This is a genomic window from Haloferax marinum, from assembly GCF_009674625.1.
In the GTDB taxonomy this organism is placed as follows: Archaea; Halobacteriota; Halobacteria; order Halobacteriales; family Haloferacaceae; genus Haloferax; species Haloferax marinum.
Genome location: NZ_WKJQ01000001.1, coordinates 523,030 through 536,751 on the forward strand (window position 1 = coordinate 523,030; position 13,722 = coordinate 536,751).

Annotated in this window: 16 protein-coding genes; 3 read left to right on the top strand and 13 right to left on the bottom strand. The window is 62.9% G+C overall.

Translation table 11 applies throughout. The annotated features are described in order from the left end of the window. The first annotated feature begins 17 nt into the window (after positions 1-17). The gene (locus GJR99_RS02650; protein WP_151109127.1) at positions 18-1,826 is read left to right on the top strand and encodes an ATP-binding protein; all 1,809 of its coding nucleotides are present in this window, start codon (positions 18-20) and stop codon (positions 1,824-1,826) included. Between the two features lie 95 nt (positions 1,827-1,921). Here the strand turns inward: GJR99_RS02650 and tpiA are convergent, their stop codons facing one another. From tpiA to GJR99_RS02700, 10 genes are all read right to left on the bottom strand, one after another. After that, positions 1,922-2,566 (bottom strand): triose-phosphate isomerase, encoded by a 645-nt coding sequence (gene tpiA, locus GJR99_RS02655; protein WP_151109128.1) that lies wholly within the window; start codon positions 2,564-2,566, stop codon positions 1,922-1,924. Positions 2,567-2,698: 132 nt separating this feature from the next. Further along, positions 2,699-3,226: a multiprotein bridging factor aMBF1 gene (locus tag GJR99_RS02660; protein ID WP_151109129.1), complete on the bottom strand. Its 528-nt coding sequence runs from the start codon at positions 3,224-3,226 to the stop codon at positions 2,699-2,701. A 133-nt stretch (positions 3,227-3,359) separates the two neighbouring features. Beyond that, the gene (locus GJR99_RS02665; RefSeq protein ID WP_151109130.1) at positions 3,360-3,962 is read right to left on the bottom strand and encodes a CDP-alcohol phosphatidyltransferase family protein; all 603 of its coding nucleotides are present in this window, start codon (positions 3,960-3,962) and stop codon (positions 3,360-3,362) included. Further along, positions 3,959-4,468: an adenylate kinase family protein gene (locus GJR99_RS02670; RefSeq protein ID WP_151109131.1), complete on the bottom strand. Its 510-nt coding sequence runs from the start codon at positions 4,466-4,468 to the stop codon at positions 3,959-3,961. Before GJR99_RS02670 ends, GJR99_RS02665 begins: the two co-directional genes overlap by 4 nt. Further along, positions 4,465-5,550, bottom strand: a complete 1,086-nt coding sequence (gene hisC / locus GJR99_RS02675) for a histidinol-phosphate transaminase (protein ID WP_151109132.1) — start codon at positions 5,548-5,550, stop codon at positions 4,465-4,467. Before hisC ends, GJR99_RS02670 begins: the two co-directional genes overlap by 4 nt. A gap of 72 nt (positions 5,551-5,622) precedes the next feature. Beyond that, complete coding sequence (locus GJR99_RS02680) at positions 5,623-6,576, bottom strand: substrate-binding domain-containing protein (RefSeq protein ID WP_151109133.1); 954 nt, start codon at positions 6,574-6,576, stop codon at positions 5,623-5,625. Between the two features lie 70 nt (positions 6,577-6,646). Next, entirely contained in the window at positions 6,647-8,251 is a 1,605-nt protein-coding gene (locus tag GJR99_RS02685) for a GMC family oxidoreductase (RefSeq protein ID WP_151109134.1), read from the bottom strand. Next, positions 8,251-8,814, bottom strand: a complete 564-nt coding sequence (locus GJR99_RS02690) for a gluconate 2-dehydrogenase subunit 3 family protein (protein ID WP_151109135.1) — start codon at positions 8,812-8,814, stop codon at positions 8,251-8,253. Before GJR99_RS02690 ends, GJR99_RS02685 begins: the two co-directional genes overlap by 1 nt. Before the next feature lie 112 nt (positions 8,815-8,926). Then, the gene (locus tag GJR99_RS02695; RefSeq protein WP_151109136.1) at positions 8,927-9,658 is read right to left on the bottom strand and encodes a fumarylacetoacetate hydrolase family protein; all 732 of its coding nucleotides are present in this window, start codon (positions 9,656-9,658) and stop codon (positions 8,927-8,929) included. A gap of 33 nt (positions 9,659-9,691) precedes the next feature. Then, entirely contained in the window at positions 9,692-10,363 is a 672-nt protein-coding gene (locus GJR99_RS02700) for a hypothetical protein (RefSeq protein WP_151109137.1), read from the bottom strand. A gap of 257 nt (positions 10,364-10,620) precedes the next feature. Here GJR99_RS02700 and GJR99_RS02705 point away from each other — a divergent pair, with 257 nt between their 5' ends. Both GJR99_RS02705 and GJR99_RS02710 read left to right on the top strand, forming a co-directional pair. Then, entirely contained in the window at positions 10,621-11,337 is a 717-nt protein-coding gene (locus GJR99_RS02705; protein WP_151109138.1) for a metal-dependent hydrolase, read from the top strand. A 101-nt stretch (positions 11,338-11,438) separates the two neighbouring features. Next, the gene (locus GJR99_RS02710) at positions 11,439-11,837 is read left to right on the top strand and encodes an OsmC family protein (RefSeq protein ID WP_151109139.1); all 399 of its coding nucleotides are present in this window, start codon (positions 11,439-11,441) and stop codon (positions 11,835-11,837) included. A gap of 78 nt (positions 11,838-11,915) precedes the next feature. Here the strand turns inward: GJR99_RS02710 and GJR99_RS17695 are convergent, their stop codons facing one another. The 3 genes from GJR99_RS17695 to GJR99_RS02720 all read right to left on the bottom strand — a co-directional run bounded on the left by GJR99_RS17695 (position 11,916) and on the right by GJR99_RS02720 (position 13,668). Continuing rightward, entirely contained in the window at positions 11,916-12,050 is a 135-nt protein-coding gene (locus GJR99_RS17695; RefSeq protein WP_255518297.1) for a hypothetical protein, read from the bottom strand. Between the two features lie 79 nt (positions 12,051-12,129). Next, positions 12,130-12,726, bottom strand: coding sequence for a DJ-1/PfpI family protein (locus GJR99_RS02715; RefSeq protein WP_151109140.1), 597 nt, complete (start codon positions 12,724-12,726; stop codon positions 12,130-12,132). 159 nt (positions 12,727-12,885) lie between these two features. Then, positions 12,886-13,668 (bottom strand): HAD-IIA family hydrolase, encoded by a 783-nt coding sequence (locus GJR99_RS02720; protein ID WP_151109141.1) that lies wholly within the window; start codon positions 13,666-13,668, stop codon positions 12,886-12,888. Positions 13,669-13,722: the final 54 nt, after the last annotated feature.

Consider the following 13,722-nt stretch of genomic DNA (forward strand, 5'->3'; position numbering starts at 1 on the left):
GCAGTCGTCCAGAACGGATGACGGATTCGGACACGGAAACCATCTCGGTTGCCGAAATCAGTGACGGACCAGGGGGAGTTGGCAACGAAGATCCGGGGACGACTGTCGACCTACCGGTCGTCGATATTCTCACCGGACGCGGGTTCATTACTGGCAAGTCCGGGTCCGGGAAGTCGAACACGGCGTCGGTGATGATAGAGAACCTGCTGTCGTCGAACTTCCCGGTACTCATCGTCGATACCGACGGCGAGTACTACGGCCTCAAACAGGAGTTCGAACTGCTCCACGCGGGCGCAGACCACGAGTGTGACATTCAGGTCAGTCCCGAACACGCCGAACGACTCGCCACGCTCGCACTCGAACAGAACGTCCCGATTATCCTCGACGTGTCGGGCTATCTCGACGACTCGGCTGCCGACGAGTTAGTGACCGAGGTGGCAAAGCACTTATTTGCGAAAGAAAAGAGGCTGAAGAAACCGTTTCTCATGCTCATCGAGGAGTGCCACGAGTACATCCCCGAGAAAGGTGGGATGGACGAAGCGGGCAAGATGCTCATCAAAATCGGCAAGCGCGGGCGGAAACACGGCCTCGGCGTCGTCGGCATCTCACAGCGCCCGGCCGACGTCAAGAAAGACTTCATCACCCAGTGCGATTGGCTGGTCTGGCACCGCCTCACGTGGCGGAACGACACGAAAGTCGTCGGGCGGATTCTGGGGTCGGAGTACGCCGACGCAATCGAAGATATGGGCAACGGCGAGGGCTTTCTCGTCACCGATTGGTCCGAATCAATCCGTCGCGTGCAGTTCCACAAAAAGCAGACGTTCGACGCGGGAGCGACGCCCGGCCTCGACGACTTCGAGCGCCCCGACCTGAAATCGGTCGACGGCGACCTCGTCTCCGACTTGAAGGAGATATCCGACGAAAAAGAGCGCCGCGAGAGCGAAATCGCCGACCTGAGACAGGAAGTCGAAAAGAAGGAAGCCAAGATTCGGCAACTCGAACGCGAACTCGAAGAGGCCCGCGACCTCTCTCGGATGGCCGACCAGTTCGCCCAGGCGATGTTCCAGAAAGCCGAAGCCCCCTACCGTGGTGGGCAAGGCCGGAATCTCAACCGCCCCGAAGAAAAACAGGCCGCACTGGGCGAGTACGGCGAATCGGACGGTGACGGGGCGGTGAGCGGGGACGTGGGCGAGAGAACGGGCGACGACGAGACGACACCGGACGTGGTCCAACAGGGTGCAACACCCGACGACGTGGCACGCGCAGTCGCGGACACCGACCTCAGCGACGGTACCGACGACGACGCACACCCGAGTGTGCGGAAACACCCACGCCCACCGCTCGAAGCACCCGACGGCCCGCCGTGGCCGACTCACGGACTCCTTCCAGAGGGTGGAGACGTCCCGGAAGACGGGGACGAGAACGCGTGGGAAAACGCAGTCGACATGGGCGACTTCGAACCCGCAGACTTGCAACCAGCGCCCGGTGCCGAGAACAGACGCGACGTGGTCGACAGGATGACCGCAATCGTCAACGCACTCGGAGCGGTCCACCACGGAATGCTCGCCCACTACCGCGAATACGGCATCTCTGACCCGCTTTCGGCCCACGTCGCGGCGGGAGAGACGGGAGACCAACATCTCGCGTACGGTCGCAATCGGTCGCTCCGTCGGGCCGGATTCATCCGCCACGCCGGTCGCGGCCAGTACGAGTACGCGCTTCCCGACCTCGTCAGCGACGAGTACGCGGATCTGTTGGACGCAGACGAACTGCGAGAGACGGTCCAAGCGATAGAGCAGTCGTTCGTCGACGAAGACGACGAGTAACCGCCTCGCAACCGCTGTTTCGTGACTGCCTGCTGACTGCTATTTCGTGACTGGCTTCAAAAAATCGAACTGCGAACCGCGGGTAGCCGTCGTTCTTACAGGCCCGAGACGAGGTCTTCGAGGGCCGCACGCGGGTCGTCGGCCTTGGCGACTCCGGACGCGAGGAGGATACCGCTCGCACCGAGTTCTTCGGCAGTGACGACGTCGTCACCGGTGGAGATACCGGCACCGCAGTAGACGTCGACGTCTTCGTCGACGTTGGCCGCCGAATCGACGGCGTCGGTGACGATACCGGGGTCGGCAGTCGCGACGGAGACGTCGCCGCCGATGAGTTCCGGCGGTTCGACAGCGACCGAGTCAGGACCGAGCGCGGAGACTGCGCCAATCTGTGCGGGGTTGTTCGCACAGACACAGGTCTCCAGTCCGGCGCGTTCTGCGGCCTGGACCGACCCGTCGATGTCTGCCAGTTTCATGCGCTTTTCGGAGTGGTTGATGAGCGTCCCGACTGCGCCTGCCTCTGCAACTGCTTCGGCGAGCGTGCTGCCGGTGTGACTGCCGTAGTCGTTCGGGTCGACGTGTTGGGCCCACGTCTCGACGCCGGTTGCAGCGACACGCGAGATGTCGGCCGCCTGTGGCGACACGGCGATGCGGACGCCGGACTCCTCGGCGACGTCACGCGCGGCGGTGGCTACTTCGATGGGGTCGCACGGGTACGCCTTGAGGTTGACTAGGATGAACACAGTAGACGTCGCGTCCGCCCGGACTAATAAATTGGTTTTCGACATCGGGAGTGACACGAGACTGCGTCTCGTGGGTGAATAACCGGGACGACCGTCGTGGAGAAAATTCGTCGGGTCGGAGAGCGTCGGGCGTCAGTCTTTGCGCTTGACCACGTCGCCCAGCGTCGTCGTCGTGCTGCCGCCGCCAGACCACTCGGAGTCGTCGTCGCTCTCGCCTTCGACGAGCGAGATGTCGAGTTTGCGTTCGAGTTTCTTCCGGACGGTGTCCGGCGGCATGATGTCGCCACGCTCGAGCTTGCGGATGAGACTCGCCTTCTCGTTGAGCGACTTGGCGAGTTCTTCTTGACTCATTCCACGTGACTCGCGAGCCTGACGGATACGGGAGTCGTAGTCGGTGGCAATCTCGTCCATGTCGTCGAACATGTCGCGGCGTCGGCGCGTCTTCGACGACGAGGACGAAGACGAAGACGACCCAGACGAGCGTTTGGCCTTCCCACTCGACGAGGAGGTAGAGTACTTCGAGCTCGCACTGGAAGTCGACTCGGTGCGGACCTCCGTGCCGAACTGGGCGCAGTTGTCACACAGTTGCAGTTCTGCGCCTTCGACTTTCACAGTCTTCAGAGAGGCTTGGTTGGAGCCACACATCTCGCACTGAGGCATACACTCACGTACCGCCCCGCCGCGTATAAAAGGCACGCCACCGGCCACGCGTCTACGGGACGAATGCGCCACTGTCAGTCGGTTACCGCGAGTTTGACGAGAGACCGAAGAAACTGCAGGTGAGTCGTGGTCGCTACGTCAGGTCGCTCCAGGCACCCCAGAATCGCTGGAGTGCGGTGAAGTGGCCGATGATGGCGAAGAACACCAACAGCCACCCGACGAGCGTGAACCCGCCGATGGTGCCAGTGTAGAAGGCCGACGCGAAGCCGACGATACCGATGAGTGCGAGTCTGTCGGCGCGTCCGACGAGTCCGCCGTAGGCACGTCCCAGTCCGACTGCCTGAATCTGCGTGCCGAGGTACGAGGTCATGAGGACGCCCGTGACGGCAGCGAGACCGAGTGCGAACGAGTCGATTCCGGCGGCGAGGCCGACGAGGACGACGATGTCGGCGTAGCGGTCGAGCACGTGGTCGAGCATGTCGCCGGCCTTCGACGAGACGCCTTGCTTGCGGGCGAGTGCGCCATCGACGAGGTCCAACCAGCCGTTGAGGAAGACGAACAGTGCGCCGAGGCCGTACCACAGTGGGTCTGCGATGCCGAACGCGACGCCCGCAGCGACAGCAAAGCCGAAGGCGATGACGCTCACCCCGTTGGGTGACAGTCCAGCGGTGTCGGCCGCCGAGACGAACGGTGCGAGCAGTTTGTCTGCCGTGTCGCGGTATTGGTCCAGCGTCATAGATACTCGATGAAGTCGACGGTTCCTGCCGACGGTTCGCGCTCACCGTTCGCGACGGCGACGATGTCGTCGGCGACGGCCTGTGGGTCGCGGTCGGTCGTGTCTATCTCGTAGACGGCGTCTTCGCCGTGGAATTCGACTGCCTCGCCGAGAACGACGTCGAGGGCTTCGGACTCGCGGTTCTCGCGTGCTTTCGCCTCGGACTCACCACGTTCGAGGAGGCGGTCTTCGAGGACGTCCGGGCGACAGCGAAGGACCACGACACGGTCGGCGTCGAGGTGATGGGCGAGGTGACTCTCGACGAGTCCGTCCCAGTCGCCGAGTCGGTCACGGACGGCGTCGAGGTCGACGACGAGCGTGTCGCGGTCCTCGTCGCGTTCGGTCCAGAGACCGTCGTCCTTCACGAGTTGGTTCAGGTGGACGACGGGTTGGTCGAGTTCGTCGGCGACGAGGTCCGTCGCCGTCGTCTTCCCGGTTCCGGGGGTTCCGGTGACGACGAGTTTCACGCCGTCGGCACCTCCGAGACGATTCGGTTCAAGACGTCGACGGCGCGTTTCGTCTGTTCTTCGGTGCCGCAGGAGACGCGGATGCACTCGGGGAGGCCGAAACTCCCGCAGTCGCGGACGATGACGCCCTCTCGCTGTGCGGCCTCGGAGACCGCAGTCGCGTCACCGACTTCCGCGAGGACGAAGTTGCCGTCGCTCTCCCACGTCGGCACGTCGAGTTCGTCCCGGAAGTAGTCGCGCGACCACCGTGCGGATTCGACCGTCTTCTGGACGTGGTCTTCGTCGTCCAGTGCGGCGAGCGCGGCACGACAGGCGACTTCGCTCGCGGCGAACGGTGTGTTCACGCGGGCGTAGGCGTCGGCCCACTCCTCGGGAACACAGGCGTACCCGATTCGGAGGCCGGCGAGGCCGTAGGCCTTCGAGAAGGTGCGCAAGACGGCGACGTTGTCGTACTCCGAGAGCAGGTCGATAGCCGACGGTTCGTCGGAAAACTCGCCGTAGGCTTCGTCGACGACCAGAAGCGTGTGGTCTTCGACAGCTTCGGCGAGTCCGACGAGTTCTGCTCGTGGGAGGACAGACCCCGACGGATTGTGTGGCGTCGTGAGGTAGACCATGCGCTCGCCGTCGTACGCGTCGAGGACGGCGTCGGCAGTCTGTTCGAAGTCGTCGGCCTTCGACACGTCGTACTGGACGGCGTCGCCGTGGTGGTAGCGGGCGCTCATCGAGTAGTACGAGAATCCGGGTGACGGTTCGAGGACGTCGTCACCGGGTTCGAGCATCGCGCGGGTCAGATAGTCGATAGACCCGTCGGCGCCGGGTGAGACCCACACCTGTTCGGCTTCGAGGTCCCACTTGGCTGCGAGTTTCTCAGTCAGGTCGGTGTGTGCCGTCTTCGGGTAGACGCTCACCGTCGGCGCGGCCGCTTCGATGGCCGCGACGGCCTTCGGACTCGCGCCGTGTGGATTCTCGTTCGAGGAGAGTTTCGTCAGGTCCTCGGGGTCCATCCCGAGTTCGCGGGCGACCTCCTCTGTCCCGCGGCCGGGTACGTAGGGAGCGTGCGCGGAGAGGTCCCGTGGTTGCATGGTCGAAAAATGCGTGTGGCGGTTCTTAAGGGTGCGTACTCTGGGTCGGAGGCCCACTCCGAACCACAGCGCTCACTCGTCGCCAGATTTCGGTCGGTACTGGTCGAACGGCGGTTCGTCGTCGAGTGCGTCGGGGACGAAGAGCGTCGTCTCACCGAAGTTGCGGATGAGTTCTTGCCCTTCACGGCCGGTGAGATAGCCGACGTACGCCATCGCCAGCGCGTAGTTCACGTCGTGTTTGGCGGGGTTCGTCGGGATGACGGCGTAGTCGTTCCGGAGGACGTCCGGACCCCCACCGAGAGGCCCTTCGACGAAACTGCGGAGCGACGTCGAATTCGACATCACGTAGTAGGTCCCCCGGTCGACGAGGGTGTACGCACTGCGACGACTCGTCTGTCTGAGCGTGTCGCCCATCCCGTCACCAGTCGCCTGATACCACCGCCCCGACGGGTTCGCGTCGCACTGTTCCCACAGCAGTTTCTCTCTGATGTGCGTTCCCGACTCGTCACCACGAGAGATGAACAGCGACTCTGTCGCTGCGATGGCTTCGAACGCCGCACGGGGGTCGTTGCCGACTGTCTCGAGACCGGCCGGGTCGTCTTCGGGGCCGACGACGAGGAAGTCGTTGTGCATCAGGTCACGGCGGTTGATACCGTGACCGGCACGGATGAACTCGTCTTCTGCACTCCGTGCGTGCGTGATGACCACGTCAGCGTCGCCGTCGGCGGCGGTTCGGAGGGCGGCACCGGTCCCCTGGACGAGTGTCTTGACGCGCACTCCGTATTTGTCTGCGAACCCCTCGTGGAGCACGTCGAGCAATCCCGTGTCGTAAGCAGTCGTCGCAGTCGCGAGCGTCAGGTCTGCTGACTTCCCACCATTGGCCGTGCCCGACTCGGCCGCAGCGTCACCGCTCGTCGAACCGAGCGTTGCACCCCCGTCTTGCCTCCGGGCGTTGCCGCCGAGACAACCTGCAACGCCGATTGCGCTAGCCGCGCCAATCGCTCGGAGGTACTGCCGTCTCAGCATCGAATCCAGGTTATCGTGCAATACGTAAATTACAGTGACGTCATTCTCACGACGTTGAAATCGGTTTCAGTTACGGCATCCGACCCTGTATCGACTCGGCGAGACGGAGTGAGAGCGCAGCGATAGTGAGTGTCGGGTTCATCGCACCGCCGGTTGGGAAGACGCTCGACCCGGCAATCCAGAGATTCTGCAGGTCGTGTGACCGACACTCGCCGTCGACGACACTCGTCTCTGGGTCTGTCCCCATCCGTGTCGTCCCCATGTGGTGAAACGCTGGGCCGGTGTTGTCTGGTCCGACAGTCCACTCCACGTCGACGCCGAGTTCGTCCATCACCGACGCTTGAATCTCGTTCGCGCGGGCGAGTGCGGCCCTCGTCTGGTCGTCGACGGACCAGTGGACTTCGGGGACTGGGTCGCCCAAATCGTCTGTCGTCTCCGTGTCGAGGGTCACGTAGTTGTCCGCACGTGGCAGTTGCTCGACGAGCGCCCCCATCGCGATGTGGGTCCCGTACGCGTCTGCTAACTGCGTTCGCAACTCGTCGCCCCACGTCTCCGCGTGCAAGGCGTCGACGACGGGTGACGGACCGGCGTAGTTGAGAAACTCCAGTTTGAGTCCGTTGACGGGTTCACTGTCGTCGTAAAACTGGTGTGTCTCGCTCGTGTTGAATCCGACGTGATTCTGTCTGGTCGGCCTGTCGAGTCGGCCACCCATGCCGGCGAACAGGTGTTCCATGAAGTACTGGCCGACGACGCCAGACGAGTTCGCCAGTCCATCGGGGTACTGGTCGGACGCAGAGAGCAAGAGGAGGCGGACGTTCTCGACACCACCACAAGCGAGGACGTACTCGTCTGCGGTCTGCCGGTGTGTCTCACCGTCTGGCGTGGTGTAGACCGCGGCGACGACGGAGGTTCCCGACTCGTCGTGTTCGAGGCGTCGTACCCGCGCGTGGTCGACGACGCGCGCGCCGGCAGACTCCGCCTTCTCGACGTGTGATTCGGCGGTGTACTTCGCACCAGAGGGGCAGACCGGTTTGCACGTCCCGTATCCGACACACGGTGACCGTCCGTCGAAGGGTTCCGAGTTGCGGGCGCTCGGCACGGAGTGCATGTCGATTTCGAGTCGCTCACAGGCCTCGGCAAACAGTGAGTCAGAGTAGGACGGTGGGAACGCCGGGAGTGGATAGGCTTCGTCACGCGGTGGGGCATACGGGTTGTCTACCGCACCGGCGACACCCAACTCGCGTTCTGCGGCGGCGTAGTAGGGCTTGAGGTCGGTGTACGAGATGGGCCAGTCTGCACCGACGCCGTGTCGTGAGTCGAGTTCGAAATCACGTTCGTGGAGGCGCATGACCATCCCTTGCCAGTGGAGTGTGGTTCCGCCGACGCCTTTCACACGTCCGGCGTTCAGCGGGTAGAACGACTCACCGGACGACGTGAACTCGTCTCGTGGGCCGCCCATCTCCCAGGGGGTGCCGAGGCCGGGGCGAACGTGTCGCTCCAGTTGCTCGCGCCTGTCACCGTCGAATCGCGGTCCCGCTTCCAGGACGACGACCGACGCACCTGACGCTGCGAGTCGCTGGGCGACGATGGCACCAGCAGGGCCGGCACCGACGATACACACGTCGGCGTCAGAGACGGGCGTTCGGTCGGTCTGGGCGTGGTTACTCGTCGACATCATCCATCCTCTGTCTCCGCTGTCGTCGCTCGCTGGTAACTCTCGGTCCCACCAGGGTAGCCGATTGGGTTCTCGATTCCGACGAGTCGGCCACCGGTCGGCGAGGCGTAGAACGCGTAGAGCAGTTCGTTCACGACGTGGAACCGAATCCGCTCGGAGAGCGTGCCGTCTGCGACTGGGTCGGCAGTGTCTGCTCCGAGTTCACGGAGGAGCGAGTCGCGTTCGTCTCTCGGGAGGTCGGAAAACGGTTCCCCGTGCCAGTCTCTCGCGACGGCATCGAGTTCTGCGGCCGCCGCTCGCAGCTGTGCACCACGTTCTTCGTCTCTCGTACGCCCGAGAACGTACGCCTCGACGAACTCTCTGATACCCTCTGTCTCGCTCGGGTAGACGACTTCCCCCGCGGCGACCATCGTCGAAACCACGACCGCCTGCGGAATGTCGTCTCTGTCGCCGTCGTCGCTCTCTGCGGTCGGTGGGTCGAATCGGTCGATGGCGACTGCGCCGCCCCCGACGATTCCGAGTCCAGCGAGTACCGCAATCGCGTCCCGTCGCGTCAGTCGCATTGGTTCGAGATTAGGCCAGCCTAAACTTATGGCTTGTCCTCTGATTGCCGTCGGACTCGTCGTGGTATCGAGAGACGAGGGAGAAAGCGAAACCCCCGATGCTGTCGCGTCGTCAGTCCTGACGGACGTCGTGTTCGAGGACGCCGACACCTTCGATTTCGACTTCGACGTGGTCGCCGTCTTCGAGTGGGCCGACGCCTTCGGGCGTGCCCGTCGAGATGACGTCACCTGCTTCGAGCGTCAGGTACGTCGTAATCTCGGCGACGAGTTCCGGGATGGAGAAGATGAGATGTTCGATGCTGGAGTCCTGTCTCGTCTCGCCGTTCACGCGGAGCGAGATGCTAGCGTCGTCGGGGAGGTGTTCGGGGTCGGCGAGGACGGGGCCGAGGGGTGCCGCACCGTCGAACGCCTTGCCACGAACCCAGTTCGTCTCGCGGTCCTGGTCGTCGCGGTTCGACACGTCGTTCATGATTGTGTACCCCGCGACGACGTCTTCTGCGTCTTCGGGCGCGACGTTCCGACACTGCTCGTCGATGACGACGGCCAGTTCTGCCTCGTGTTCGATGTTCTCCTTCCCAGCGGGAAGCGTCACCGTGTCGCCGTGGCTGGCGACGGCGTTCGGCGGTTTGAGAAACAGCAGTGGCCGGTCTGGAACTTCTTCGTCCCGCTCTTCGGCGTGCTTGGCGTAGTTGCGACCGATACAGACGATTTTCGTCGGGTCGCACGGCGGAAGGACATCGACTTCGCCGAGGTCGTACGTCTCCCCACCGAAAGAGACCGAATCGCCGTGCCACTCGCCTCGTCGGACTGCCCCTGCGGGGTCACGGAATCGAACGTGGTGCATGGACGACGAGTCTGTGCCGTTCGTGATAGGTCTTTACATCCCATCCATCGGTTTCCGCAGGTCGGCCCCGACGTCGAAGACGGTGAAGAGACAGACGACGGCGAAGGCGAGCGCCGCACTCGGTGCACCCACAGAGAGTTCCAGCACCTGTCCGGTGGAAGCGACAACTGAGAGAGAGACCGCATAGTAGATGACCCGGACGGGAACCGACTGTTTCGAGTTGGCAGCGCGGAGATTCGGCAACACGTACAGCGCACCGAACGAGAACCCGCCGCCGACGAGAACCGCGCCCACGAGTCCCCAACCGCTGGCGTCGGCGATGGCACCGGCGAACGTGGCAAGTCCCAGTGTCGTGTTCAGATACGCTGCACGCCGAACGAGAAAGCCGTACCCTCCGTCGGGGCCGAGGCCGAGTTCGTTATCTTCGATTCGGTGCCACGGGTGGCCAGTAGAGAGGACGCCCATCCGAAACGCACCGATAGTGACCGACGCCACGGTGAGCGAGACGATGGCGCTCGTCGTCACCGCGACGGGGATGGAGACGGTTTGAAACGCAATCCAGAGCGTCGGCAGCGCGAGTAACATGTGCTGGCCCAGACCGTAGTAGATGATAGCGTCGAGCCACCCATCGAGACCCTTCTCTCGCGTTTCTGGCGTGTCGGGTCGTTCGTCGAGTTGCTGGAGGGCCTGGTCGTTCGGGGACATCACTCGGCATATCTGTTCGTAGACTGAAAAGTAATCCCCCGAATCTCGGGTCGGGACGAGTTGTGACGCCCCGTGCGACGCCCGCACCATCCAGCGTACCGAGTGCGCCCCGAGTGCGTCCCGAGTGCGCCCCGAGTGCGTCCCGAGTGCGCCCCGAGTGCGTCCCGAGAGCGAAGGCCTCGACGCCCGCGAAGATGCGGCCAGACCGTTCTGCTCGAATAGCTTTTTGTGTATTTCACGTGTAACGTTCGAACGCTATGGAACTCACTTGGCACGGTCACTCGACGTGGTACGTCACAGTCGGAGACACCTCACTCCTCATCGACCCGTTCTTCGACAACCCCATCACGTCTCTCGAACCGAGCGACGTCGAGACGCCGGATTACGTCCTCCTCACGCACGGTCACGCGGACCACATCGCGGACGCGGGCGCGTTCGACGGTGCGACCGTCGTCGGAACTCCCGAACTCGTCGGGTACGTCGAAGCCGAGATGGGTGTCGACGAGACGCTCGGCATGAACATCGGCGGGACCGTCGAACTCGGTGACGCCTTCGTCACGATGGTCCGAGCAGACCACACCAACGGTATCAACACGAGCTACGAGTTCGAGGCCGGTGTGCCGGGTGGATACGTGATTAGCGACAAGATGCCGACTCACGAGTCCGACGAAGACACGACGACGTTCTACCACGCTGGCGACACGGGCTTGATGACGGACATGCGTGAGATTACCGGCCCGTATCTCGAACCCGACGCGGCGGCGCTCCCGGTCGGCGACCACTACACGATGGGGCCGTGGCAGGCCGCCATCGCCGCCGATTGGTTGGACGTCGACCACGTCTTCCCGATGCACTACAACACGTTCCCCGCCATCGAAATCGACATCCGCGACTTCGAACACGAAGTGAAAGCCGCTGGCAGTCACGCCGAGGTCCACGTCCTCGACGGCGACGAGTCGTTCACACTCGAATAAGGAGCGACGGTCGCTGCATCCCGTCTTATTTTCTTCCCGGTCGTGCACAGACGAGTCCTATCGAACAATCCTTAGGCTCGACCATTCCTGATCACCGGTGGATGACCGATATTCAAACTTCGACTGTCAGTGACGAAGGCTTCGCCAGTACGAGCCAGGTCGGCGATTTCAATCTCGCAATCGACGCCCTCGACGAGGCGGGTCCGAACCCCAACGCGACCCTCGTCGCGACGTACGCTTCATGTTTCCTCCCCGCGTTCCGCGTCGGTGGACAGAAGACTGGATTCGACGACCTTGGCAAGATTCAAATCGACGCCGACGCCGTCCTCGACGACGCCGACGACCTCGTGGAGATTAGCTTCGACGTCTACGTCGAGAGAGCGCTCTCTGACGAGGAGTTCGCGGAGATTACGGCGCTCGCCGAAGACATCTGCCACGTCCACGACGCGATTCGTGATGGACTGCAAGCAGACGTTACTGTCGTTGGCGGCGCGTTCTGAGCGCTCTCACCGCACAATTTCTGAAAAACCGCGGTGACGGTGCGGACCGTGAACTCGATAGCCCGGTGCGCCGCTGGATTAGTGGTGGCGCTGTCGATATGTTCGAAGGCTCATGGCCTTCCCCTCCACGATTACGACCTCGCCCTCTTGCGGGTCTGATTCAGCGACAGTGTCGACTTGTTCGCGGAAATACGGGCTGTTCGGTTCTTCCATGGAAGACTCTACGTTTCCGGTGTTAAAAATCTTTGTCAGACATTCTCACACGTGGTTACATCACGTGTGAGCTGTCGATTCAGTCGTCTGCGGCCGCTGCGGCCGGTCCGTGGCTGATTTCGGTGCCGAGAACGTCGAGGAACGCCGCCAACCACTCTGGGTGGTCTGGCCAGGCCTGTCCGGTGACGAGATTTCCATCGACGGTCACTTCGTCCACCCACGTGCATCCGGCGCGTTCGACTTCGGGTTGGACTGCTGGGTAAGACGTCATCTCGTAGCCATCGAGGACGCCTGCGGCGGCGAGAATCTGCGGGCCGTGGCAGATAGCGGCGACAGGTTTCTTCTCGTCGAAGAAGTGCCGAACCGTGTCGAGAACGTCGTCGTATCCGCGGAGATACTCCGGTGCACGGCCACCAGGGACGACGAGTGCGTCGTACTCGGCGGGGTCGACATCCGCGAACGTCGCGTTCAGCGCGAAGTCGTGACCGCGGGTCTCCAGATACGTCTGGTCGCCGCGGAAGTCGTGGACAGCGGTCTTACACCGGTCTCCTGCGTCTTTCTCTGGGCACACCGCGTGGACCTCGTGTCCCACCATCTGGAGCGCTTGGAACGGTACCATCACCTCGTAGTCCTCGACGAAATCGCCAGCGAGGAGCAAAATTTTCTTTCCGGGCATGGGAGTTCACCCCACGAAGTACTTATCACCTGAATACTATAATGATTGTGCAGGGGTCGACGATGCCCGCGCGCCGAGAGGCGGGCGAGCCCCTCGTCTGTCCGTCCTGCTTCGTCTGGCCTACTTCGTCCGTCTTGCTTCGTCTATCGTCTACGCACGTCACTCCGAGAGCAACCGCTCGATATCGCCGAGTCCGTCGAGGACGTAGTCGGGTTCGAACGCAGTGTTCGACAGCGTTGCGTCGTCGGTGACGCCGGTTTTGACGACTGCAGTTCCCATCCCAGCGTCGAGTCCGAACGCGATGTCGGTGTCGAGTCTATCTCCGACGACCAACACGTCTTCTGGCGGCAAACCGAGTCTGTCGAGGACGACCCGTTGTGCGACTGTCGAGGGCTTCCCGAACACTTCGTCAGGGTCGCGTCCGGCGACGCCAGCGACAGCGTGAATTATCGCACCAGACCCTGGAATATCACCGTCTGCGGTAGGAATGATGATGTCCGGGTCGGTTCCGTAGAATCTCGCACCATCTCGGAGGGCGACGTAGGCGTCGCGCAAGTCGTCGAAGTCGAACTCGCGGTCGATACCGACGACGACCACCTCGGGTTCGTCGTCTGGGGTGACGAGTTCCAGACCTGCCTCTCGAAGTTGGTCGTGTATTCCGGACTCACCGATACAGAACGTCCGAGCGCCGGGGTGGTGTTCAGCGAGGTAGACGGTGGTCGTCGTGCCGGACGTGACGATTTCGTCGGCCGTCGCCTCGATACCAGCGGTGCGTAACCGTGACTCGTAGGCAGGTGGCGCTTTCGTCGGGTTGTTAGAGACGAACAGACGGTCGAGTCCGGCGGCGTCGATAGCCGCGAGGCCATCGAGCGCACCAGGAATAGCTACGTCTCCCCGGACGACTGTCCCATCGACGTCGAGGACGACACCTCGGTACTCCATCGTCCGTGGTAGGGCACCACAGGTGTTGAACGTTCGCCCCGGAGAACAATTATG